The sequence below is a fragment of the Ruegeria sp. CF3 genome, from assembly GCF_056537365.1.
In genome coordinates this window covers 174,038-198,172 of the sequence record NZ_JBQFRK010000007.1, presented here as the reverse complement: position 1 = coordinate 198,172, position 24,135 = coordinate 174,038, and the positions used below count along the sequence as shown (strand labels likewise).

The following is a 24,135-nucleotide window of genomic DNA, read 5'->3' as shown; positions in this document are numbered from 1 at the left end:
CCTCCGGGAATCATAATTAACAAAAATGTTAAATAATAAATCTAAAAAAATCAAATCACCGAGTCCCGCGAAGTTCAGCCTAGGGGGAAACCTTGTGATTTTTCCCTTTTGGGAATTCCGCCGACAAGGCTAGTCTCTCGTGCATCGGTAAAAAGTTCCGTGACAATGGATTAAGGAGATTGGGACATGGGCAAACGCGACGAATTGATCGCCAAATACGCTGAAGATCTAAAAGGCAAATGCGGGATGGACCCCGATATGGACCTGCTGACCAAGGTCACCATCGGTTGCGGTCCGGCGATCTATGACGCGGATGCGTCGACAGTGGCGGCCAGCCAGGAAGGCGAGCTTGAGACGGTCAAGAACAACTTCCTCATCAAAAAGCTGGGCCTGTCGGATGGTCCCGAACTGATGGAAGGGATCAACAAGGCCATGGAGACCTATGGCATGTCCGAGCGTAACAAGTACCGCGCTGTCGTCTATTACATGCTGACCAAGCATTTCGGCAAAGAATCGGTCTATAGCTGATCCAGCCAAGAACCATTTCAGCACCCGTCGGTCTTACTGGCGGGTGTTTTGTATTTGATTGAAACTCTAAATACTTGGCGTTTGAAGCGCGGTTCTGAAATCGGCTAAGGTCAGGTCATGACCAGGACGGTCAGAACCAACAGATTTCCGTATGCGTGTGGTGAGTTTGGGAGCACGCGGGGTAGGGAAGGTTCTGAAGTCGTCAGGGCCTTCCCTTTTCATTCAATCCGCCTCTGTCTCGCCCAAAGCGCAGATCAACTGCCATTCTGTATCGCTGATCGGCTGCACTGAAAGGCGTGAATTCTTGACCAGAACCATTTCACCCAAACGCTCATCCGCCTTGATCTGATCCAGTTTGACCGGAATTGTGAAAGACCGGACGGCTTTGATATCCACGCATTCCCAACGCTCATCATCGGTTGTGCTGTCGGGATGGGCCTCGGCACAGACTTCGACAATGCCGACAATCTCCTTGTCCTTTTGCGAGTGGTAGAAAAAACCCCGGTCACCAATCTGCATCTGACGCATGAAATTGCGGGCCTGGTAGTTGCGCACCCCATCCCATTCCTCGCCCGCGTCCCCCTTGCCGACCTGCTGATCCCAGCTCCAGGTCGAGGGTTCGGATTTGAACAGCCAATACGCCATCAGCCGATGACCTTTTTCCACGGGATCAATTCAACCGAGTCGAACAGGCCGGCCAGCGCGTAGGGGTCATTCTCAGCCCAAGCTTGCGCGGCGGCCAGATCCTCGACGTTCAGAATGACCAGCGATCCGATCATTGCATCGCCGTCCAGCAACGGGCCAGCCTGCGCCACAACACCGGTTTCTTCAATGTAAGCCAGATGGGCGGTGCGGTTGTCCAGCCGGGTCTGTAGGGCTCCGGCTTTATCCCGGGCGATCAGGGCGATGAGCATTTTATTCCTCCTTGAGTGGGCGACCCAGCAGGGCCTGAATCGCGTCGGTGACACTGTAGGCACCGCTGCTGAGTTTCGCCACCGTTGCGCTGATGGGCATGTCTAACCCTTCGCTCGCTGCGATTTCGGACATGGCCTGCGCAGTGGCGACACCTTCGACGGTTGTGGTGCTGTCAAATGGCTTGCTTAGACCCAAACAAAGGCCAAAACGATAGTTTCGCGACAATTCGGATGAGCAGGTTAGAACCAGATCACCCAGCCCCGATAGCCCCATCAGCGTATCGGGCCGTGCCCCGCGCTGGGCGGCAAAGCGCTGCATCTCAGAAAATCCGCGTGTGATCAACGCAGCGCGGGCGCTGTCGCCAAGCCCGGCACCAATGGCCGCGCCGCAACCAATAGCCATCACATTCTTCAGCGCGCCACCCAACTCGGCCCCGATGGTATCGGCGGTTCGATAAAGACGCAGGTTGGCGGTTGTCAGCTCTTGCTGAAGCGCCTCGCCCAATTCGGCTTCAGCACAAGCCAGCGTTAGCGCCGTGGGCAGACCGCGCGCGATGTCGTCGGCAAAGCTGGGCCCGGTTAGCAGGGCCGGTTGTGCGTCTGGCACGGTTTGACGGATCACGGCGACGGGGCCCAGACCCGTGGACAGTTCGATCCCCTTGCAGCAAGCCACCAGAACCTTCCCGCTCAGTCGTGCTGCGTGAAGATTCAGGGCATCACGCAGTTTTTGCATTGGCACGGCAAGCAGCAATACGTCGGACCGCACCGCCTGTTCAATCTCGGTAGTCACCGTGATGTTGGCAGGCAGCGTGACGCCCGGCAGGCGATCGACATTTTCGCGCGATTGCTGCATTTGCCTTGCCTGCTCGGGATTCCGCGACCAAAGCGTAACGGGGCCATTTCCCGCCAATGATATCGCCAAAGCGGTTCCAAAGGCACCTGATCCAAGGACGGTCACGCTCATGCCTTGGCTCCTTTCTTGCCGCTGCCCAGCATCGCCGGGCTGGTTTGATCCAAGGGCCAGCGGGGTCGTGCCGTCAAGTCCAACCCATCCCGCGCACCGGTGCGAAATCGCTCTATACCTGCATGGGCAATCATGGCGGCGTTGTCGGTGCATAAGGCCATGGGCGGGGCGATAAATCGGGCGCCCATTTCCGCAGAAACGGTCTCTAATGCAGCGCGAATGGCGGTATTTGCAGCAACCCCACCGGCAACGGCAATAACCGGTTCCGACGGTGATGCCTCAAGATACTGGGCAATCGCGCGGCGGGTTTTCTCGGCCAGAGTATCGACGATTGCCTGCTGAAATCCGGCACACAGATCAGCGCGATCTTGTCGGGTCAGCCCCCCTTTTTCGGCTACGACCTTATCCCGCATCCGCATCAGCGCGGTCTTGAGTCCCGAAAAAGACAGGTCACATCCGGGGCGATCCAGAAGGGGCCGGGGAAAGCGGAAACGTTTGGCATCACCCGCGCGCGCCTCAGCCTCGACCGAGGGGCCACCGGGCTGGCGTAAGCCCAGCAGACGGGCGGTCTTGTCGAAGGCTTCACCGGGGGCATCGTCGATCGTCCCCCCAAGGCGGGTAAACTGTTCCGGTCCATGAGCGATCAGATATTGGCAGTGACCACCCGAGACCAGCAGCATCAGGTAGGGAAAGGCAATCTCGTCGGTCAGTCTTGGTGTCAGCGCGTGCCCGGCCAAATGGTTCACCCCGATTAGCGGCAACCCGGTTGCTGCACTTAGGCCCTTTGCGCACATCACGCCGGATATTACGCCGCCAATTAAGCCGGGACCTGCGGTGACAGCGATAGCGTCCAGATCATCTAAGCCAATTTCGGCCTGTGTTAGAGCCTGTTTGATGCAAATATCCAGCTTTTCCGCATGCGCACGCGCTGCGATCTCAGGCACAACGCCACCATAGGCGCTGTGCAACTCAGTCTGGCCATGCACCACGGATGACAGGATCTCGGCCCCTTTGCCTGTGCCCTGCCGCACAACGGCGGCTGCGGTATCGTCGCAGCTGCTTTCCAGTCCAAGGACGGTAAGTGTTTGCACCATAGGCCTGATCCGTTGCATCATGATTGCCAAGCGGGGTATCACCCCGCGCGGATGCAAACAATCCCAAGGCCGAAGGCGCCGACCGTTGTATTTGTTGATGACCCGCCCTCGCGCCGCCTCGGACAGGTTCGTTGCGCAACTGCCGGACCACATTCGGTCGCATGTCGCGGTTATCCATTCACCCTTGTTAAAGATCGAACCGCTGGGTGTCATGGTTGAGTCCGATGATTCTGCTGGACTGATCTTTTCCTCGGCAAATGGCGTGAATGCCGCCGCCCTATTGAATGTGGAACGCAGCCTGCCCGCCTATTGCGTTGGTCCGGTGACCACGCAGGCAGCGCAGGCAGCAGGGTGGGAAGCGCAGATGCTGGGTGCGACGGCCGAAGGGCTGGTGGCCAATCTGCTGAAACTCAAGCCAAACAGCCCGCTGCTACATCTGCGCGGAGAACACAGCCGTGGCAACGTGGCCGCGCGTTTGACTGAATCCGGGCTGACCACCCGCGAACAGCCGATTTATCGGCAACAGCTTTTGCCGCTGAGTGATGACGCTTCCCACGCCGCCAAAGGTGATCAGCCCATCATCGCCCCGCTATTTTCACCCCGCACAGCGCGACAATTTGCCGATGTCTGGGCCGGATCTGCGCCTCTGTGGCTGGCCGCGATCAGCGAAGCCACAGCGGAACCCCTTAAAACACTGAGTTTCGAGCGGCTGAAGATCGCGGATGAACCGACCCCGGATAAAATGCAGAAAGCCGTGAAAAAACTCGTGAAACACGTGATGCGGGTTGAGAGCGCGCCGGGTGCAGATTAACTTGGGTTAGTCTGTTGTTCATGTGTTTTGGGAATCGATAAGGGGATTAACGCGGTGGCTGATAAGAAGAAACCCGATCAGGAACCGGTCGAAGACCCCAGCGTCGAAGAGGTGGTAGAAGCCGCCGAGACCGAAAGTGATGCAGTCTCGGATGAGAAATCCGTTGACGCGGATAACGCTGCGGACGAATTGACTTCCGAAGCCGAAGCCGAAGCCGAAGCCGAAGCCGAAGCCGAAGCCGAAGCCGAAGCCGAAGCCGAAGCCGAAGCCGAAGCCGAAGCCGAAGCCGAAGCCGAAGCCGAAGCCGAAGCCCCGAACAGGGCCGAGCCGACCGAAGAAAAGGTGATCGAACGCACAGTCGAAAAACGCGGTGGGTTTGTTCCGGCTTTGTTGGGCGGGGTTATTGCTGCAGGCCTCGGATTTGCTGCAGGCAACAGCGGGTTATTGTCTCAAGGAGCAGATAGCTCGGACGCAATTTCCGCGCTCGAGTCGAAGCTGGCGGAACAATCCGATCAGATTGCCCAACTGACAAAATCTCTTGCTGAAGGCCCCGATGTCTCGGGCTTGTCAGATCAGATCAAGGCGTTGTCGGATAAGCTTGCTCCGGTCGAAAGCGATCTGACTGCCGTGAAGAGCAGTGTTGATGGCCTGACCGGTAAGGTCGACCCGCTTGAGGAACGCCTGACCGCGCTTGAGAAGCAGCCGCTTGAAGCAAATGTCTCGCCCGAGGCCACAGCCGCGTTCGAGGCAGAATTGAAGAAACTACAGGATTCTCTGGCCGCTCAGCGTAGCGAAGTGGAAAAGATGGTCTCAGACGCGCAGGCTTTAGAGGCTAAGGCTTCGGCCGAGGCGCGCGCGGCGACCAACGCTGCCATCCTGTCGCGTTTGCATGGTCAATTGGATGCCGGTCAACCCTATGAAGATTTGGTCTCTGAACTGAAAGCCGGTGGTGTCGATGTGCCCGATGCTTTGGCTGCATCTTCGAAGGACGGAGTTGAGACGCTTTCGGCGCTGCGCAGCTCGTTTGCCCCCGCAGCCCGCGCCGCACTGGCGGATGCCCGTGATGCCGATAAAGGCACAGGCTTGGTTGCTTTCTTGCAGCGCCAGACAGGCGCGCGGTCGGTGACCCCGCAAGAGGGCGACGATCCGGACGCGGTCCTGTCGCGTGCTCAGGCAGCGTTGGCAGATGGTGATGTCTCAAAGGCGCTGACCGAATTGAAATCCCTGCCCGAAGCGGCACAAACCGCATTGGCGGATTGGGAGCAGGCGGCGCAGACACGGGCCTCTGCCGTCGAGGCCGCAAATACGCTTGCTTCAAGCCTGAACTCGAACTGAAGGACCTGCCATGCTGTGGTCATTGTTAAAGATCCTTGTTTTTGTTGCGATTATCGGCCTGCTGGCCATGGGTGCTGGGTTCTTGATGGAATCATCCGGCGGCGTGCAGATCACCGTCGCAGGCACCGAATACACACTGGGCCCGCTGCAATCAGTGATCGCGCTGGGCGTGCTGGTGTTTGCGGTCTGGTTGTTCTTCAAGCTGCTTACGCTGCTGATCGCCACGCTGAAATTCCTAAACGGTGATGAAACCGCCCTTTCACGGTATTTCGATCGCAGTCGGGAAAAGCGGGGATATCAGGCTCTGGCGGACGGGTTGATGGCGCTGGCCTCGGGTGAGGGGCGCGTGGCAATGACCAAGGCGAACAAGGCCGAGAAGCTGCTGAACAATCCGGAACTGACCAATTTGCTGGTGGCGCAGGCAGCCGAGATGACCGGTGATACCAAGAAAGCGTCCGAGACTTACAAGAAGCTGGTCACCAACAACGCCACGCGATTTGTCGGTGTGCGCGGGATCATGAAGCAAAAGCTGGCCGAAGGCGATGATGAAACCGCGCGCAAGCTGGCCGAGAAGGCTCTGGCCCTCAAACCCCGGCATGAAGAAACGCAGGATGTGCTGTTGAACCTGCAGACCAAGGCGCAGGATTGGGCCGGTGCGCGGTCCACGTTGACCTCGAAGCTGAAGGCCGGGTATTTGCCGCGCGACGTGTTCAAACGGCGCGACGCAGTCCTGGCTTTGTCCGAGGCCAAAGTGCTGCTGGACGACACGGCGACGGTCGAACAGCAGGAACATGCGATTGAGGCAAACCGCCTTTCACCCGATCTTGTCCCGGCAGCCGCCATGGCCGCGCGCGCCTATATCGAAAAGGGCAAACCGCGTGCAGCAACCAAGATTCTGAAAAAGGCGTGGGAAGTACAACCTCACCCGGATCTGGCCCATGCCTTTGCCGAGATTGTGCCAGACGAAACACCTGAACAGCGGATCAAGCGGTTCACCGCTTTGACCCGCGTTCATTCAGAGAATATGGAAACACGCCTGATCTTGGCCGAGCTGAACATTGTAGCCGAAGACTTCCCCGAAGCGCGACGCGCGCTGGGTGATGTTGTCGAAAAGCAGGGGGATGCACGGGCCTACACGCTGATGGCTGCGATTGAACGGGGCGAGGGCGCCTCGGACGCGGTGGTTCAGGGTTGGCTGGCCAAGGCGTTGAACGCACCGCGCGGGCCGCAATGGGTCTGCACCAATTGCCACGACATTCAGCCTGAATGGGGACCGGTGTGCCAGAACTGCGGCAGCTTCGATACGCTCAGTTGGCAGACGCCTCAGACGCCCGAGATTGCTAGTGTGACGGGTGTGCACATGCTGCCTCTGATCGTTGGCGCGCTTGAGGATCAATCAGAGGCTGAAGAGGCAGAGGAACCTGAAGAAAGTGCTGAAGAGTCACTTGAAGAGCCGGTCGAAGAGGACATGATCGAGGGAAAGGCCGAGCCGGTCACGGAGGAAGTCGCGCGACAGACCTAACGCGCGGTCTCGGCGTTGAAAGCGTCGTTCCGTAGCTTAAACAGCCCGGCCCACCGATTTTGATCAAGGGCGACCAAAGCCATTATGTGCTATCGGCTGTCGTCGGCGACACCGGCACACAAGACGACTAAACCGATCCCGGCGGGTTTTGCACGTCCAGATAACGTTCGGCCGGAATCCTCACGAGACCTTTGATCCCCAAGGCAGTACGATCCGCATCATCCAACTGCGCAATTGCCCGTTCAACCGCTGTAAAAATCGCTTGCTGATCGTTACCCTCCGCAGTGATCAATGGCAGGCTAGGCGTCGGGTCCGTCCACTCTAAAACCCGCAGAGATGCGGCAAACTCTTCATACTCAGCCATCAATCGCCAAGAAACCGCATCAAGGGCAGCGATATCTGCGTGACCTTCCGCAACGGCATGCGCCGACTTCAGGTGACCTTCGGTTTGCACACGGTGCTTGAACCAGAAGCCATGCGGCTCAAGATGCCAATAAGGCGCGGCGTAGCCAGATTGCGAAAATGTCTGGTTGTAAGCGAACACCGTTTCCCGAAACGCCATCAGATTTGTGCGTGGATCATCGGCGCGCACGACCAGAGCACTGCGGTAATAGCCGGGCGGGCACCCGTCGAGACCATAGTCTGGCGTGCCAACCAACGCGACCTTATCGTGTAGCCATGTCCGGTACGGCATGCCGCAAGTCTGGCTCAGCACCAGTTCCGGGTGCTGCCAGACCGAGAATTCCTCGGCGTCCTGCGACAGATGCTCAGGGCTCTCGATCCCGGCTCGGTTCAGATTGTCACGGATGAGGTTCCAGTATCGCAGATGTGCCTCATCAAGCTGAGGGCGGGCATACATCATCAGGCTTGCGATCATTGCATCTGCCCGAACAGTTCATACAGCTCTATCGTGGTTTTCACGCCGACCTTCTGCTGGATGCGCCCGCGATGTATTTCTACCGTGCGCGGGCTGATACCCAAGGCGGTTGCGATCTCTTTGCTCGACGTGCGCGCGGGGTGGGTCAGAATATGTTGCAAGACCTGCTCCTCGCGGTCGGTCAAAAGTCTGCGCTTGTCCGCAAGCATCTGACGTCGCGATTTCTCGGCGCGCAGACGGTCGCCTATTTCAAACGCGGCCTGTATCCGTTCGATCAGCACCTGCAGGTCAAAGGGTTTTTCCAGAAAATCAATTGCACCCGCCTTGGTGGCCCGCACGGATTCCGGAATGCCGCCATGACCCGAGATGAAAATGACCGGTATGGTCGACTCGCGCCGGTTCAGATGTTCCTGCAATTCCAGCCCGTCCATCCCGGGCATGCCATAGTCCAGGATCAGGCAACCTTTTGCGTCCTCATGCACCTGATTCAGAAATGTCTGCGCATCGGCAAAATGCTCGACCCTTAGTCCGCGTTTGCTGAGCGAGCGAGATAAGGCGACGCGCACATCTTCATCGTCATCGACGATATAAACGACCAGCGGCTCAAAGGTCATGCGTGATCCTCCTTGGGCTGATCGCGGCGCTGCAGGGTGAAACAGAAGCGCGCCCCGGACGTCTCAGTAGGCTCGTACCAAATGGCTCCGTCATTGGCTTTGACGATGGTCCGACAAATGGACAGGCCCAGCCCCATCCCGTCGGTCTTCTGGGTGTCAAACGAGTTGAACAAGGTGACACCATCGCTAATCCCGGGCCCGTTATCCTCAACCCGCACCTCGACCAGTTCATCGCTAGTCTTTGTAGTGATGGTGATTTTACCCTTGCCATCCGGATCCAGGGCCAGGGCGTCGATCGCGTTGCGCAACAGGTTAACCAGAACCTGAGCGATCTGCGTCCGGTTTCCGATGACAAGAGGAAGGTCGGTTTCTTCATAAAGCAGCTTGATCTCGTGTAACTTCGCCTCGGCGTCCATCAGGCTGACGGTTTGCCGGATCAGCCCGTTCAGTTCAAACGGAGTCTGACGTCCGCGATCCTTACGCACCACATCACGCAGGGCGCGGATGATGTCGCCCGCACGGCGCGACTGGCGGTCGATATCCGAAAGGATTTCTATAACCTCAGGATCGGGATCGCCGATTTCATCCAGCGTGATCTTCGCGGCGTCGACATTATAGGAAATCGCGCTTAGCGGTTGGTTCAGCTCATGCGCCAGCCCCGAGGCCATCTCGCCCATCAGGTTGACCCGTGCCACATGGGACAGATCGCGGCTGAGGCGGCTTACTTCATCCTCGGCCTGCTTTCGATCGCTGACGTTGTCGATAATGGCAACCGCATGATCAGGGGTCCCGCTTTCATCGCGGATCAGAATGGCATTGACCCGCAACCAGATGGGGGATCCGTCTTTTCGGATAAACTGGTTTTCGGCGATGAACTCGGAATCCTGCAGCAGGGTTTCGCGAAACTTGACTGCGATCTGCTGTTCGTCTTCCGGCAGGATGTCGGCCAGCGTCATCCTCTCCAATTCATCCGGCTGATATCCCATGATATCGCACAGCTGTTCGTTGGTCCGCAGAAAACGCCCCGTTTCGGGCGAGATCTGCGCCATCCCGCGCGAGGCCAGATCGAAGGTGCGGCCATAGGCGGTTTCGAACCGTTGCCGTTGTCGAACTTCCTGTGTCAGAGCCGCGCCGGTATCTTCCAGCTCGCGATAGGGGCTGTGCAGGCCTTCTTCGGTGGTGATCTCTCCGCTGCGCAATTGCTGGCTCTGGCTGGCAAAGGTGCGCACAGGGGCATAGATCCGGTCGGCCATGGCCAAACCAATTGCGCCCGTCAGAATGGCAATGGCAAGCGCGATCCAGACGCCTTGCGTCCGGTTCTTCTTGATCTCGCCAATAAAGTTGTCCTCGGCCGCATAAAGCCCGATCAACCAACGCAGCCCCGGCTCGGACACCTCGATCAGCATCGCCACATAGTCCTGACCGTTCAGCTGGAAATCGGTATGAACCGGTCCTTCCGTGTCGCTCAGACCGGTTTGCACGACATCTCCGAACGCCTTTTGCGCGATGGGGTCTGCGATTTGGTCCACACGCGTCAGCTCGGGCGCTTCCATATGTGCTTCCTGCCGGATCAGCACTAGCGTTGGATGCGCCAGCACCGCGCCATTTTCGTTCAGAACCAGCGCGGCACCGCGTCGTTCCGACCAGATGTCCAGCAGGAACCCCGACAGGGCGTCGATCTGGATATCGACACCCAAAATGGCACGGATAGCTCCGGTATCGTCCAATATGGGGACACTATAAGTGATCCCCGGCTGGCGCGTGGTGAAGAAGATATATGGCTCTGTCCAGATCGGTGCTTTGGCTTCGGTCACCATTCTGAACCAGGGCCGGGTGCGCGCCTCATAGGTGTCAGTCTGGGTAGTGGCCGTTTCCAGCAATGTGAACTGATCGTTGCGCCATTGGAAATCGGCGGGATGTTCCGCGGTGCCGGGCAGGAATGGCGGAACGAACTTGGTGCGATAGCGTCCGGGCTCTTCCGCGCGCATGACATAGACAAACCTGCCCGTCGCATCGGCCAGATACATCCCTGCGAGTTGAGGCGCGACCTGTAGCTGCTGAAAAAAATGGCTTTCCAATACGCCAGGATCGCTGATATCCAGTACGTCATTTTCAGCAAGTCGCCGAGTTGCATCCAAGGCCTGCCGGGCGGGGTTCAGAAAACTTTTGACTTGGCCGATGACATTGACACTGACTTCGTTTAGCGATGTTCGGGATTGCCGCAACAGCGCGTTCTCCGAGCTGACAAAGGTCGACAGGATCACCGAAAGGATGGCGATGAACTGCAGCCCACCCAAACACAGCGCAAGCGTGGCGCGCAGCGATCTTCGCCTGCGGGCTGGCTCAGTGTGGTCCTGGCGTATTTCTTGTTGCCCTGCGTAGTTCAATTCTTGTCCAAACGACCTTCTGCACGGGTCGGTATCACAGTCACAGAATGTGATCAGTTACCCTCTTTCCCCTATATCTGAATCCAAGCCTATACGTAATCTACCGTATAGACACCTGCTGTTTGGTTTCGCTTTCCTCTTTATCATCGGGGGGCCTGATTCCAGTGCGATTTTTTCTGTTGTGTTCTGAAAGGTTTCAGGCACCCCACAGATCAAAAAAGACTGACAACAGGAGTGTCAAAGTGTTCAAGAAAACCTCAATCACCGCATTTGCCGCGGCGGCCCTGATGGCACCAGCGGCATATGCTGAAGAATTTATCACGATCGGAACTGGCGGCGTTACGGGTGTCTATTACCCGACGGGTGGCGCGATCTGCCGTCTGGTCAACAAGGGCCGGAAAGAGCACGGGGTCCGGTGTTCGGTGGAGTCGACTGGGGGGTCGGTTTACAACATCAACACCATTCGCGAAGGCGAGCTTGAGTTTGGGGTGGCACAGTCGGACTGGCAGTACCACGCATTCAACGGCAGCTCGAAATTCGAAGAAGCCGGCCCGTTTGAGAACCTGCGTGCCGTGTTCTCGGTACACCCAGAGCCGTTCACGGTTGTGGCGCGTGCCGACGCGGGTATCTCGAATTTCGAAGACCTGAAGGGCAAGCGCGTCAATATCGGCAATCCCGGTTCCGGTCAGCGTGGCACCATGGAAGTGCTGCTGGGCGAAATGGGTTGGACCACCGACGATTTCGAACTGGCGACCGAGCTGAAGGCGGCTGAACAGTCCGCTGCCCTGTGCGACAACCAGATCGATGCGATGGTTTACACCGTTGGTCACCCATCGGGTTCGATCCAGGAAGCAACCACCGCCTGTGACTCGGTTCTGGTGAACGTCAGCGGCGACGCGGTTGACAAGCTGGTTGGTGACAACTCCTTCTACCGTACCGCAACCATCCCAGGTGGCATGTATCGTGGTTCGGATGGTGACACCTCGACATTTGGTGTTGGTGCAACCTTCGTGACTTCGGCTGACGTGTCGGAAGACGCGGTTTATGCGGTTGTCAGCTCGGTCTTCGAGAACTTCGATGACTTCAAAAAGCTGCACCCGGCATTTGCCAACCTGAAACCAGAAGAGATGATTGCGGACGGCCTGTCGGCACCGCTGCATCCGGGTGCTGAGAAGTACTACAAAGAAAAAGGCTGGATTCAGTAACCAGACCTGACACGGGGCGCCTTTCGGGGCGCCCCGATTCATATCCGGGCTAAACCGGAGACAAGACGGCCGTAAAAACCAAGGCCGAAGGACAGGGAGATACCAACATGAGTTCCGACACACAGGGCAATCGCCCTCTTTCCGAAGAAGAGCTTCAGGAACTGGTTGCCTCATCAGATGCAGGCGCGCGTGATCCGGCGGGAAATGTCGGGCTGTTTCTGGCGATCGTTGCGGTTTTGTGGTCGGTGTTCCAGGTCGTTCTGGCCTCTCCCCTATCGAATTATCTGCTGCCGGGCAGTGTAGTGAACAACTCACGCCAGATTCATCTGGCCTTTGCGATGTTCCTGGCCTTTTCGGCCTATCCGGCACTGAAATCCAGCCCGCGGAACTACATCCCGATTCAGGATTGGATCATGGGGATCGTGGGCGCATTTCTGGCGCTTTATGGTTATTTCTTCTATCAAAAGATCGTCGATGCCGGGGGGCTGGCAGACGATACGGACAAGTGGTTTGCCCTTGTTGGCCTGCTGCTGTTGTTCGAGGCCGCGCGTCGCGCGCTTGGCCCGGCAATGGCGATCATCGCCACGATCTTTCTGGCCTACGTCTTCTTTGGTTCCTCCGAGTGGGTGCCCGAGGTGATCCGCTGGAAAGGTGCCAGCCTGCAAAAGGCGATGAGCCATATGTGGATCACGTCCGAAGGTGTCTTTGGCATCGCGCTGGGCGTGTCGACCAAGTTCGTCTTCCTGTTCGTGCTGTTCGGCGCGCTTTTGGATAAGGCGGGCGCGGGCAATTACTTCATCAAGATGGCCTTTGGCGCGCTGGGGCACCTGCGCGGTGGCCCGGCCAAAGCGGCTGTAGTTGGTTCTGCGGCGACCGGCCTGATCTCGGGCTCGTCCATTGCGAACGTTGTCACGACCGGCACCTTCACTATCCCACTGATGAAGCGTGTGGGCTTTTCCAGCGAACAAGCGGGCTCGGTTGAGGTCGCCTCATCCGTTAACGGCCAGATCATGCCACCGGTGATGGGCGCTGCTGCCTTCCTGATGGTGGAATATGTAGGCATCTCATACGTTGAGGTGATCACCCACGCCTTCCTGCCCGCCGCGATTTCTTACATCGCGCTCGTCTACATCGTACACCTTGAAGCGGTTAAGCGGAACATGCCGACGCTGGGCGACCGCGTCGTTTCGATGGGGCGCACAATCGGTGGAATGGCGCTGTTCTTCGTGGGCTTTGCCGGGCTGTGCTATGGCATCCAGTACCCGATCAAAGCGATTGTCGCGCTCATGCCCGATGCGTCGGGTCTGGTCCTGTCGGCGCTGATCGTTTTGGCCTATCTGATCCTGCTTTGGCTGGCTTCCGGAGTAGAGGACTTGGTGCCTGACGATCCCAATGCCAAAGAGGTTGAACTGCCGGTAATTGCCGAAATCTACAAGGCCGGTCTGCATTACCTGCTACCGATCATCGTGTTGGTCTATTTCCTGATGATCGAACAGAAATCACCGGGCCTATCAGCCTTCTGGGCGACTTCGCTGTTGTTCGTGATCCTGCTGACGCAGAAACCGCTCAAGTCGATCTTCCGGGGTGAAAGTGACACAGCGAATGCCTTCAAGGCCGGTGTCGTCGACCTGTGGAACGGGCTGATCGACGGCGCGCGCAACATGATTGGTATCGCGCTGGCCACCGCCACTGCGGGTGTGATCGTGGGCACCGTGACGCTGACCGGCGTGGGCCAAGTGATGGCCGATCTGGTCGAGTTCCTGTCAGGCGGTAACCTGATCGCCATGCTGGCGTTGGTGGGTCTGCTCAGCCTGATCCTCGGGATGGGATTGCCGACCACGGCGAACTATATCGTGGTCAGCTCGCTGATGGCGGGTGTGGTCGTGGAATTGGGCGCGCAGGATGGGCTGATCGTGCCGCTGATCGCGGTGCACCTGTTCGTGTTCTACTTCGGTATCATGGCTGATGTGACACCGCCGGTTGGTCTGGCGAGCTTTGCCGCCGCCGCCGTTTCGGGCGGGGACGCGATCAAGACGGGCTTTACCGCCTTCTTCTACAGCTTGCGCACCGTGGCACTGCCTTTCGTGTTCATCTTCAACACTGACCTGTTGCTGATCGATGTGGGCTGGGTACAGGGAATCTTGGTGGCCGTCTCTGCGACCATCGCGATCCTGATCTTCACTGCCGGCACCATGGGCTGGTTCCTGACCAAGAACCGCATCTATGAAAGCGTCGCGCTGATTCTGATCGCCTTTGCGCTGTTCCGTCCGGATTTCTTCATGAACCGCATCGCACCGCCCTTTGCGCAGATCGAACCGGCACAGCTGACACAGGCCGTGGGTGAGGCCGCACCCGGCAGCACCATGCGGATTGAGGTCGCAGGTCCGGACTTTGACACTGGCAATATGACCGAAACCACCGTTGTTCTGGACATTCCGGAAGGAGCCGACGGTACAGCACGCGTTGACGCTTTGGGCCTGATGACGCTGGAAGAGGATGGTCTGGTCAAGCTTGACGAGCCGATGTTCGGTACGCCAGTCGCGGATGAGCTGGATATGTTCGACTATTATGCTGACGATGCCGTTCGCATCACCAGCATTCAGGCCCCGCAAAGCCAGCCCGCGAAAGAGCTGATCTTTATCCCGGCGCTGATCCTGTTGGGTCTTGTCGCCTTCCTCCAGCGCGGCCGCGCCGCAAAACAGGGAGAACCCGCATGACCAAAGCTATTCTGTGCGCCGTGGATATCAGCAATGGCGATCTTGATGTTGCTGTCCTTGAACGCGCCGCAGCGCTGGCCGAAATGGATGGCGCGCGGCTGGATGTCGTGACCGTGACACCCGATTATGGAGAAGGCTTCGTCAGCAGTTTTTTTGAGCCCCACCACCACGAAAAGGTGATTGAAGAGGCTCATGAAAAGCTGGTCGCCCTCTGCGCCGCCACGCTGGGGGAAGAGCGCAACGCCAAGGTCCGTCATGTGGTGGCAACTGGCAGCGCCTATCAGGAGATCCTCAAAACCGCGGAAGGCGCGGGCTCGGACTTGATCGTGATCGGCGCGCATAAGCCTGACTTGAAGGACTATTTGCTCGGTCCGAATGCGGCGCGGGTCGTGAGGCATTCGCATACGTCAGTATATGTTGTGCGGTAAATCGATCGGATTTAAGCTGAGAATCTGCCATTTGAAGTTCGTTACTTAGTAGCCAATCTCGCAGATCCTTACCGGGAGATTTCTATGATGAAGACATTCATGAAAACCGGCGCCGTACTGGCGTTGGGTGTTGTCGCTTGCGCGGCCAATGCGCAGGACCCTGCGCCGGAATATGGCTATGGTTGGGAAGATAAGAATTCGGTGGAAGGCACCGAGTTCATGGTTTCCGCCGCCAACCCCATCGCAGCAAAGGCCGGGTATGACGTGCTGGCCGCAGGTGGCACAGCCGCAGATGCCATGATCGCTGTTCAGTTGATGCTCAATCTGGTCGAGCCTCAATCCTCGGGGATCGGTGGTGGTGCGTTCATGCTGTATTGGGATGCCTCGTCCAAGACACTGACAACATTCGATGCGCGTGAAAAGGCTCCGGCCAAGGCCACGCCCGAACGTTTTCTGTTGCCGGATGGGGAAAAGATGCCTTGGCCCGAAGCTGTGGTCGGGGGTCAATCTGTTGGCGTTCCGGGCATTCTGCGCCTGATGGAAGTGACCCATAACCTCTATGGCAAGAAAGACTGGGCCTCGCTGTTCCAATCCACCATCGATCAGGCCGAGCAGGGGTTTGAGGTTTCGCCCCGTATGGCAAATTCGATCCAAAGCACGATTGAACGTGAGCGCTCAGTCGGTGTGTTCCCGGCGGGCAAAGCGTATTTCTTCAACGAAGATGACACGCCGCTGCAGGCTGGAACCTTACTACGGAACCCCGAGTTTGCCGAAACCCTGCGCATTCTGGCCGATCAGGGTGCAGGCGCCTTCTATAGCGGCCCCATCGCCGAAGATATCGTGGCGGCAGTGGATGCCACATCCAAGGTGGAAAACAACATCACGCTTGAAGATCTGGCCGACTACCGCGTCAAAATCCGCCCCGCCGTCTGCGCCGATTATCGCGGCTACGATGTCTGCGGAATGGGTCCGCCAACCTCCGGCGGCCTGACCGTGGGCCAGATTCTGGGGATCCTCAGCAACTTCGACCTCGAAGGCACCGGTTGGAACGCCGAGATGGCGCATCTCTATGCCGAGGCCGCCAAGCTGGCCTATGCCGACCGCGCGCTTTACATGGCCGACGGCGATTTTATCGATGTACCGGTCAAGGGTCTGCTGGACACGGACTATCTAAAGCTGCGCTCTGAGATGATCGACCCGGCTGCGGCCAGTGAAAAGCGTCAGGCAGGTGAGCCGCCGCGTGATCACACCGCCTTGTTTGCGCCCTCGCAAAACCCGGGCCGCCCCGGCACCAGCCATATCGTGATCCGTGACCAATACGGCAACGCGCTGTCAATGACGACCACCATCGAGACCGCCTTTGGCAGTCGGGTTTTCGTGCGGGGCTTCCTGCTGAACAACGAACTCACCGACTTTGACCGCGCGCCGATGGACGGAGATCGCCTGGTCGCCAACCGTGTCGAAGGCGGCAAACGCCCCCGCAGTTCGATGTCACCAACCATCGTGATGAAGGATGGCGCGCCCTATCTGCTGATCGGTTCCCCCGGCGGCAGCCGCATCATCAACTATGTGGCCAAAACGATCATCGCGATCGTGGACTGGGAGATGGACCCGCAGGATGCCATCGAAACGGGGCATTTCGTGCACCGCAACGGGTCTTCAATGGATCTGGAGCAGGGAACATCCGCTGCCGAGTTCGCAGATGCTCTGACCGCCAAAGGTCATGAGGTGAAAGAAGTCGATCTCAACAGCGGGTTGCATGCCATCCTGATCAAGGACGGGCAGTTGATCGGCGCTGCTGATCCTCGTCGCGAAGGCGTGGCATTGGGCCAATAAACATGAACTGGAAAAGGGCTGCTGGACAATTGTACCACACAGCCCTTTTCTCTTGCTTTAACAGCGTACTCGTCCGATAGGGCGGTATGTTCAAAAGCCGCGCAATAACCTTCATTCTGATCACACTGATGATCGATGCCATCGGTATTGGCATCGTGTTCCCGATCATGCCCGACCTGATGGATCGCGTCGGTGCGGGCAATACCGGACAAGGGGCCTTTTGGGGCGGGCTGCTGATGGCAGCCTATGCCGGGGCGCTGTTCCTGTGCGGACCTATCGTGGGTAGCATTTCGGATGCGGTTGGCCGCAGGCCGATCCTGATCGCAGCGCTGACCATGTTGGCGCTGGATTATGTGATCATGGCGCTGGCCGAAACATTCTGGCTGCTTCTTCTGGGGCGAACGCTCGCGGGGCTTGCGGGGGCGACCTATATTACCGCAACGGCTTACATCGCTGACATATCCTCACCGACCGAGAAGGCGGCGAATTTCGGTCTGATCGGGGCGGCCTTCGGGATTGGGTTTGTGCTTGGCCCAGCCATCGGCGGCATCGCTGCCGGGATCAGCATTACTGCGCCGTTCTGGATTGCCGCGGTTTTGTCCGCCGCCAACGCCCTGTTCGGAGTCTTCGTCCTGCCCGAGAGCCTGAAACCAGAAAAGCGCCGCCCCTTTGGCAAGCGCGACCTGAACCCGTTCAAATCGATCTTTGACGCCTTCCGCTTTCCGGGGCTGGCAGTGCCGCTGCTGTGCATTTTCATCTTTGAATTTGCCAACATGGTCTACCCCACCCTCTGGGCCTTCTGGATACGAGAGGTGTTTGGCTGGTCCACGCTGTATATCGGCCTGTCGCTGGCCGCATACGGCGTGCTGTTGGCCTTCGTCCAAGCCGGACTGATGCCGGTCTTCATTCGCTGGATCGGCGATTACCGAACCCTGCTGCTGGGGATGGTATCGGCATTGGTCGGAATGATCGGCTTTGGGTTTACCGTAACGGTTACGGCCCTTGTCATCTTTATTCTGCTTGCCGCGCTGTCCGACCTCGTGCCTGCCTTGATCACGGCTATGGCCTCGAACCAGGCGGACGAAGACCGGCAGGGCGTGGTGCAGGGAGTCATCGCGTCACTGTCTTCTGTCGCTGCGGTTCTGTCGCCTTTGGTGATGACCGGCATCTTTCAGGCGTCGGTCGATGGCGAAGGCACTTATCTGCCCGGCGCACCGTTCTTTTTCTCGGCGGCTCTGGTCTTGGTGATGATGCCGTTGGTGTTCCGTCTGCGCGGGCACGCATCGGTCTGAAACGAAAAACGCACCCGCAGCGGACTGCGAGTGCGTTGAATTTTCAAGGCACGAGGCGCTTACTGAATTTCACCCATGCAGAGATATTTCATCTCAAGGAAATCCTCGATCCCGTATTTCGAGCCCTCACGGCCTAGACCGGATTGTTTGACACCGCCGAACGGGGCGACTTCGGTCGAGATCAGGCCAGTGTTGATGCCCACCATGCCCGATTCCAGCGCCTCGGCCACACGCCAGACGCGCGCCAGATCGCGGCTGTAGAAATACGAGGCCAGGCCGAACTCGCTGTCATTGGCCATGCTGACGACGTCGTCTTCTTCCTCGAATTTGAACAGCGGAGCGACGGGGCCGAAGGTTTCGTCCTTTGCCACAACCATGTCGCGGGTTACGCCAGTCAGAACGGTGGGTTCAAAGAATGTCCCACCCAGATCCGAGCGTTTGCCGCCCAGCGTTACAGTCGCCCCTTTGGAAACCGCGTCCGATATATGTTCTTCAACTTTGTCGACTGCCGCCTGATTGATCAGGGGACCTGTGGTGATGCCGTCGCCAAAGCCGTCGCCGACATTCAAAGATTTTGTCTTCTCGGCCAGCTTGGCAGCAAACTCGTCATAGACGCCCGCCTGCACATAGATGCGGTTGGCACAGACGCAGGTCTGGCCATTGTTGCGGAACTTCGCGATCATCGCGCCATCCACGGCGGCATCCACGTCGGCATCGTCAAAGACGATGAATGGTGCGTTACCGCCCAGTTCCAGCGACATCTTCTTGATGGTGCCCGCCGCCTGACGCATCAGGATCTGTCCTACACGGGTCGAGCCGGTGAAGGTGATCTTGGCGACCTTGTCATTAGTGCAAAGCTCATTACCGACGCCCGAGCTGTCGGTGCCCGGGATCACGTTGAACACGCCCGCTGGTATACCCGCACGTTCACCCAAAACCGCCATCGCCGTCGCCGACAGCGGCGTCAGCGTCGCTGGGCGCGCCACAAAGGTACAGCCCACGGCCAGCGCTGGGCCAACTTTGCGCGCGATCATTGCGTTCGGGAAATTCCAAGGCGTGATTGATCCCACTACGCCCACGGGCTGCTTCAGCACCACGATGCGCTTGTCGCGCTGGTGGCCGGGGATGACGTCGCCGTATACACGCTTGGCCTCTTCCGAGAACCACTCGATAAAGGACGCGCCATATAGGATTTCACCGCGCGCCTCGGGCCAGGGTTTTCCCATCTCGGCGGTCAGGATGGTCGCCAGATCGTCTGCGTTTTCGACCATCAGGTCGAACCATTTGCGCAGAATGGCGGCGCGTTCCTTGCCAGTCTGAGCAGCCCATTCCTTTTTCGCAGCGTAAGCTGCATCGATGGTCTGTGTTGTGCCTTCGATGCTGACATCTGTCACATTGGCGATCAGATCACCAGTTGCAGGGTTGTAGACAGGGAACGTTGCCTCACCTTCGACCCATTCACCGTTGATATAGGCGCGGGGTTCCAGAAGGCTGGGATCTTTCAGCTCCAGCTTGGTCACTTTGGTATCCAGCATGTTCAGGCTCCTTTGGCAGCGTCGATCGAGGCTTCGAGGATATCCATGGCCTCGGCGAAGATTTCGTCCTGCACCGTCAACGGCGCGAGGAAACGAATTACGTTCCCATATACGCCACATGTCAGCAGGATCAATCCACGCTTCAATGCCTCGACCCGTATGGCGTTTGCCATATCGGGATTCGGGGCGCTGCCGTCGGTCGTGTTGAACTCGGCCGCAACCATAAGGCCCGGACCACGAATATCTACGATCTCGGGCGTGCGGGAACGGATCGATTCCAGACGCTGTTTCAAGCGCGAGCCCAGCTCATTGGCGCGCGTGCACAGGTCTTCTTCCTCGATCACATCCATCACAGCATGGGCGGCGGCGATCCCCAGCGGGTTGCCGCCATAGGTTCCGCCCAAACCACCCGGGTGCGCGGCGTCCATCAGCTCGGCACGACCGGTGACGGCGGCCAGCGGCAGACCACCGGCCAGACCTTTGGCCATAGTGGTGATATCAGCAGAGACGTCATAAGCGTCCATCGCGAACAGGTTGCCAGTGCGGGCAAAGCCGGTCTGTACCTCATCGGCAATCAGAACGATGCCATGTTCGTCGCAAAGCGCGCGCAGACCACGCATCAACTCAGCCGGAGCGGGGTAGAAGCCACCTTCGCCCTGAACCGGTTCGATGATGATCGCGGCCACCCGGCCCGGATCAAGATCGGCCTTGAACAGTTTAGTCAAAGCACCCAGCGAATCTTCGGTCGAGGTGCCATGCAGATCGATCGGGAACGGGACGTGATAGGTATCGGGCATCATCGCGCCGAAGCCCGCTTTATATGGCTGAACCTTGCCGGTCAGTGACATGCCCATGAACGTACGGCCGTGAAAAGCGCCGCCAAAGGCCACTACAGCCGGGCGGCCAGTGGCAGCACGCGCGATCTTGACGGCATTCTCGACCGCCTCGGCACCTGTAGTGACAAAGACGGTTTTCTTAGTGAAGTCGCCGGGCACTTTCTCGTTCAGGCGCTCGGCCAGACGGATGTAATTCTCATAAGGCAGAACCTGATGGCAGGTATGGGTGAAGTTTGCGGCCTGTTTCTGAACAGCCTCCATCACCTTGGGGTGGCAATGCCCGGTGTTCACAACGGCGATGCCTGCGGCGAAATCGATATAGCGTTTGCCTTCGACATCCCAGACCTCGGAATTCACGGCACGGTCCACATAGACTTGCGTTTGCATCCCCACGCCCTGCGCGATCGAGGTATTCCGGCGTTCAGCAATCTGAGCGTTCAGCATCTTGCGTCCTTTCCCGTTTCCGGGCGCGGTGCCCGTATGTTTGACTGCGCGACTGTAGTATCTGCGCCTGCAAGCGAAAGCCTGTTTCTTGTGATTCATAAGCCATTGATTTACCGTCCCGGCAGGATCAAGTGTTGCGGATACTGAACATGAAGAACACCAGCCAAGAGGATTTGACCCTCGGATTGCGCCTGCGAACCTTGCGAGAGCGTGCAGGTTTATCTCAGCGGGCGCTGGCCAAGAAGTCGGATGTGCCGAACTCAACCATCTCACTGATCGAGTCGGGCAAGATGAATCCATCGGTTGGTGCGTTACGGCGTATTCTGCAAGGCATACCGATTGGCATGTCCGATTTCTTTTCCTTCGAAATCGAACCTGAGCAGACCGTGTTTTACGCCTCAGAAGAACTTACTGAGATCGGAAAGGGTGGGCTGTCTCTGCGGCAGGTAGGATCAAACCTGCGTGGTCGCGCGATGATGATCTTGCAGGAAACTTACGAGTTAGGGGCTGACACCGGTCGCGTGATGTACGGGCATGAGGCGGAAGAGGGCGGTATTGTCATCTCGGGTCGGGTGGAGGTGACCGTGGGCGATAAGCGCAAGGTACTGGGACCAGGCGATGCTTATTATTTCGACAGTCGCACCCCGCACCGGTTCAGGCAGGTCGGCCCCGAAGTTTGCCGGGTCATCAGCGCCTGTACTCCGCCTACATTCTAAGCATCACGGCAGAAATTTCAGCACTATGCATCATAGTGTTGCAGTATCTCCTGGTTTGATCCACAGTATGATGCATAGTGCGGGAAATTCCTGCAGATAATCCAGGGTGTCCGCCGCCCAATTCAGAGAGTACCGGAATGAAAAAGAAACCTGCCACTCTGCCACGTGGCTATCGCACCTGCACCGCATCGCTTGCCGTCGTCGACGTCGATGCCGCGCTAACTTTCTACGAAAGCGCCTTTGATGCGAAGATACAGGCCTATGATGCGGATGAGGCCCCCGGCTTTGCCTCCATCAAGATCGGCAACTCGATGCTGTTTGTCACCGCCGGATGGGGTGCGCACGGCCCCGCCATTCCGGGCACAGTCACTCCGATTGGGCATCATATGTATGTCGAAGATGTGGACACTGCCCTTGCAGCCGCGTTGGAAAGCGGTGCCAGCCTGATCGCTGAGGCGGCGGACACCTATTGGGGTGAACGCTGCGCCACGATTGCCGATCCGTTCGGTCATGTCTGGACGTTGGCGACCCGCGTCGAAAACCTGAAGCCAGCGGATATCAGTGAACGGCGCAAAGCGCTGCTGGACGCGGCGCAGATCGAGGCTGCATGAACGACGCCCCCCTTCCCACATTCACGATCCGTCAAAACGATCTGGCCATTCTCGCGGCTGAGGGTCGCATCGGCGACTATCCGGTCGCCGTTCGCACGGCGCGTGAGGTGATCAGCGGCGGCTTTGCCAACCACTCGGCGCATCCCAATACCTGGACTGTATACTTTCTGGTCGATGGCCAATGGGCGCTGGTCGAATCCACGCGCGGGCTGCGGCGGGAGTGGTCCAGCCTTGATCGGCTCGAGAAATGGCTGCGCAGTTGCGGATTCCGGTTCTTCTGGGTTCGCAACGACATCGATTTTGTGGAACCGCAGGCAGAAGATACCGCCGAGGAAGCCGCAGTATGAGGGCAGTCGCCTCGGAAAACCATAGCCTGAGGACAGCAGGCTTGCGTGACCACACGGTTTTATGTTCCGATGAAGAACGCCGGATCAAATCGGCGGTCGCAATCGGCAAGAAAATGAGAAGAAACGAAAAATGACCCCTTTTGCGATAACCGGAATCCAGATGCATGTCGGTGCGTTGCAGTCGAATGTCGACGCGATGCTGCACCGGATCGACATTATGATGGCACGGTTCCCCTGGACCCAGATGGCCCTGTTCAGCGAACTGGCGCCTCATGGTCCGCTCGACCGGTTTGCCCAGCCCTTTCCCAATGACGACCTGTCGCGCTTTCAGGATGCCGCTCGGCGTTATGGGATTTGGCTGATCCCCGGTTCGATGTTCGAAAAACACGAAGATGGACGGATTTTCAACACCTCGGTGGTGATCAACCCCGAAGGTGAGATCGTCTCAAAATACTCCAAGATGTTCCCGTTCAAACCTTATGAAGAGAACATCGCCTCGGGTACCGAATTCTGCATCTTTGATGTGCCGGATGTGGGCCGGTTTGGCCTGTCGATCTGCTACGACATCTGGTTCCCCGAAACCACCCGCCACCTGACCAGCCAAGGGGTCGAGGTTCTGCTGCACCCGGTTCTGACCGGCACAACCGACCGCGAGGCCGAGCTGTCGATCGCCAAGGCGACCGCCGCGCAGTTCCAATGCTACGTGTTCGACGTGAACGGGCTGGCCGCCGGGGGCGTGGGCCGCTCACTGGTCGTTGATCCCTCGGCCACCGTGCTGCACCAGTCTGCGGGACAGGAGGATATCTTCCCTATCGAGATCGATCTTGATCAGATCCGCCGCCAACGCGAGGTCGGACTGAAAGGTCTGGGGCAGGTTCTCAAAAGCTTCCGCGACCGCGAGGCGGAGTTCCCGGTCTATGACCGTTCCAGCGGGGCGGATGCCTATCTGCACACGCTCGGCCCGCTGCGCATTCCGCAGAAAGGCGACGTTGCGGGCGTCGCTGCATCCGACCCCAGAACGGCGCTGGGATATACTGAAGACGCCGCGACCAAGCCCGACAATCTGTATCTCTACAAAGGACGCTCTGGCACAGACTGATACCGGCCCAGCTTTTCGGTATC

Annotated in this window: 22 protein-coding genes; 13 read left to right on the top strand and 9 right to left on the bottom strand. The window is 58.3% G+C overall.

Annotation, left to right across the window (positions count from 1 at the left end; all coding sequences use genetic code 11):
• Positions 1–186: 186 nt before the first annotated feature.
• Positions 187–528, top strand: a complete 342-nt coding sequence (locus ACR0KC_RS19920; RefSeq protein WP_170397892.1) for a DUF2853 family protein — start codon at positions 187–189, stop codon at positions 526–528.
• Positions 529–750: 222 nt separating this feature from the next.
• Here ACR0KC_RS19920 and ACR0KC_RS19915 read toward each other — a convergent pair whose 3' ends face one another.
• The 4 genes from ACR0KC_RS19915 to tsaD are packed head-to-tail and all read right to left on the bottom strand — an operon-like array spanning position 751 to position 3,500.
• Entirely contained in the window at positions 751–1,173 is a 423-nt protein-coding gene (locus ACR0KC_RS19915; protein ID WP_480772178.1) for an EVE domain-containing protein, read from the bottom strand.
• On the bottom strand, positions 1,173–1,442 hold the full coding sequence (locus ACR0KC_RS19910; protein ID WP_170425387.1) for a YciI family protein: 270 nt from the start codon (positions 1,440–1,442) through the stop codon (positions 1,173–1,175). Before ACR0KC_RS19910 ends, ACR0KC_RS19915 begins: the two co-directional genes overlap by 1 nt.
• Position 1,443: 1 nt before the next feature.
• Positions 1,444–2,406 carry an NAD(P)H-dependent glycerol-3-phosphate dehydrogenase gene (locus ACR0KC_RS19905; RefSeq protein WP_480772177.1) on the bottom strand — a complete coding sequence of 321 codons (963 nt, stop codon included), beginning with the start codon at positions 2,404–2,406 and terminating at the stop codon, positions 1,444–1,446.
• Positions 2,403–3,500, bottom strand: a complete 1,098-nt coding sequence (gene tsaD / locus ACR0KC_RS19900; protein ID WP_480772176.1) for a tRNA (adenosine(37)-N6)-threonylcarbamoyltransferase complex transferase subunit TsaD — start codon at positions 3,498–3,500, stop codon at positions 2,403–2,405. The genes ACR0KC_RS19905 and tsaD overlap by 4 nt, the downstream gene beginning before the upstream one ends.
• 97 nt (positions 3,501–3,597) lie before the next feature.
• Between tsaD and ACR0KC_RS19895 the strand changes: the two genes are divergently transcribed.
• From ACR0KC_RS19895 to ACR0KC_RS19885, 3 genes are read left to right on the top strand one after another with little or no spacing between them, the layout of a single operon-like run.
• Positions 3,598–4,311 carry a uroporphyrinogen-III synthase gene (locus ACR0KC_RS19895; protein ID WP_480572461.1) on the top strand — a complete coding sequence of 238 codons (714 nt, stop codon included), beginning with the start codon at positions 3,598–3,600 and terminating at the stop codon, positions 4,309–4,311.
• A gap of 54 nt (positions 4,312–4,365) precedes the next feature.
• Entirely contained in the window at positions 4,366–5,646 is a 1,281-nt protein-coding gene (locus ACR0KC_RS19890) for a COG4223 family protein (protein WP_480796370.1), read from the top strand.
• A gap of 10 nt (positions 5,647–5,656) precedes the next feature.
• Positions 5,657–7,168, top strand: a complete 1,512-nt coding sequence (locus ACR0KC_RS19885; protein ID WP_480772174.1) for a heme biosynthesis HemY N-terminal domain-containing protein — start codon at positions 5,657–5,659, stop codon at positions 7,166–7,168.
• Between the two features lie 127 nt (positions 7,169–7,295).
• Here ACR0KC_RS19885 and ACR0KC_RS19880 read toward each other — a convergent pair whose 3' ends face one another.
• The 3 genes from ACR0KC_RS19880 to ACR0KC_RS19870 are packed head-to-tail and all read right to left on the bottom strand — an operon-like array spanning position 7,296 to position 11,046.
• A complete protein-coding gene (locus tag ACR0KC_RS19880; RefSeq protein WP_170594972.1) occupies positions 7,296–8,045 on the bottom strand; it encodes a PhnD/SsuA/transferrin family substrate-binding protein in 750 nt (249 codons plus the stop codon).
• Positions 8,042–8,659: a response regulator transcription factor gene (locus ACR0KC_RS19875; RefSeq protein ID WP_170397932.1), complete on the bottom strand. Its 618-nt coding sequence runs from the start codon at positions 8,657–8,659 to the stop codon at positions 8,042–8,044. The genes ACR0KC_RS19880 and ACR0KC_RS19875 overlap by 4 nt, the downstream gene beginning before the upstream one ends.
• The gene (locus ACR0KC_RS19870; protein ID WP_170397935.1) at positions 8,656–11,046 is read right to left on the bottom strand and encodes an ATP-binding protein; all 2,391 of its coding nucleotides are present in this window, start codon (positions 11,044–11,046) and stop codon (positions 8,656–8,658) included. Before ACR0KC_RS19870 ends, ACR0KC_RS19875 begins: the two co-directional genes overlap by 4 nt.
• A gap of 242 nt (positions 11,047–11,288) precedes the next feature.
• On the opposite strand from ACR0KC_RS19870, the gene ACR0KC_RS19865 reads away from it, so the two are divergent.
• The 5 genes from ACR0KC_RS19865 (at position 11,289) to ACR0KC_RS19845 (ending at position 18,524) form a co-directional block, all read left to right on the top strand.
• Positions 11,289–12,251, top strand: coding sequence for a TAXI family TRAP transporter solute-binding subunit (locus ACR0KC_RS19865; protein WP_170397937.1), 963 nt, complete (start codon positions 11,289–11,291; stop codon positions 12,249–12,251).
• A 107-nt stretch (positions 12,252–12,358) separates the two neighbouring features.
• Positions 12,359–14,968 (top strand): TRAP transporter permease, encoded by a 2,610-nt coding sequence (locus ACR0KC_RS19860; protein WP_170397940.1) that lies wholly within the window; start codon positions 12,359–12,361, stop codon positions 14,966–14,968.
• Positions 14,965–15,396, top strand: coding sequence for a universal stress protein (locus ACR0KC_RS19855; RefSeq protein WP_480615813.1), 432 nt, complete (start codon positions 14,965–14,967; stop codon positions 15,394–15,396). The genes ACR0KC_RS19860 and ACR0KC_RS19855 overlap by 4 nt, the downstream gene beginning before the upstream one ends.
• Before the next feature lie 84 nt (positions 15,397–15,480).
• Positions 15,481–17,232 carry a gamma-glutamyltransferase gene (gene ggt / locus ACR0KC_RS19850; RefSeq protein ID WP_480791457.1) on the top strand — a complete coding sequence of 584 codons (1,752 nt, stop codon included), beginning with the start codon at positions 15,481–15,483 and terminating at the stop codon, positions 17,230–17,232.
• Positions 17,233–17,318: 86 nt separating this feature from the next.
• Positions 17,319–18,524: an MFS transporter gene (locus tag ACR0KC_RS19845; RefSeq protein WP_170407966.1), complete on the top strand. Its 1,206-nt coding sequence runs from the start codon at positions 17,319–17,321 to the stop codon at positions 18,522–18,524.
• Between the two features lie 59 nt (positions 18,525–18,583).
• Here the strand turns inward: ACR0KC_RS19845 and ACR0KC_RS19840 are convergent, their stop codons facing one another.
• Positions 18,584–20,059: an NAD-dependent succinate-semialdehyde dehydrogenase gene (locus ACR0KC_RS19840; protein WP_170609187.1), complete on the bottom strand. Its 1,476-nt coding sequence runs from the start codon at positions 20,057–20,059 to the stop codon at positions 18,584–18,586.
• A gap of 2 nt (positions 20,060–20,061) precedes the next feature.
• A complete protein-coding gene (locus ACR0KC_RS19835) occupies positions 20,062–21,339 on the bottom strand; it encodes a 4-aminobutyrate--2-oxoglutarate transaminase (RefSeq protein ID WP_170397954.1) in 1,278 nt (425 codons plus the stop codon).
• Positions 21,340–21,488: 149 nt separating this feature from the next.
• Here ACR0KC_RS19835 and ACR0KC_RS19830 point away from each other — a divergent pair, with 149 nt between their 5' ends.
• The 4 genes from ACR0KC_RS19830 to ACR0KC_RS19815 all read left to right on the top strand — a co-directional run bounded on the left by ACR0KC_RS19830 (position 21,489) and on the right by ACR0KC_RS19815 (position 24,112).
• Positions 21,489–22,055, top strand: a complete 567-nt coding sequence (locus tag ACR0KC_RS19830; protein WP_480707464.1) for a cupin domain-containing protein — start codon at positions 21,489–21,491, stop codon at positions 22,053–22,055.
• Between the two features lie 137 nt (positions 22,056–22,192).
• Complete coding sequence (locus ACR0KC_RS19825; RefSeq protein ID WP_480707463.1) at positions 22,193–22,666, top strand: VOC family protein; 474 nt, start codon at positions 22,193–22,195, stop codon at positions 22,664–22,666.
• On the top strand, positions 22,663–23,013 hold the full coding sequence (locus ACR0KC_RS19820) for a hypothetical protein (RefSeq protein WP_170397963.1): 351 nt from the start codon (positions 22,663–22,665) through the stop codon (positions 23,011–23,013). Before ACR0KC_RS19825 ends, ACR0KC_RS19820 begins: the two co-directional genes overlap by 4 nt.
• Positions 23,014–23,143: 130 nt before the next feature.
• Entirely contained in the window at positions 23,144–24,112 is a 969-nt protein-coding gene (locus ACR0KC_RS19815; RefSeq protein ID WP_480772172.1) for a carbon-nitrogen hydrolase family protein, read from the top strand.
• Positions 24,113–24,135 lie beyond the last annotated feature (23 nt).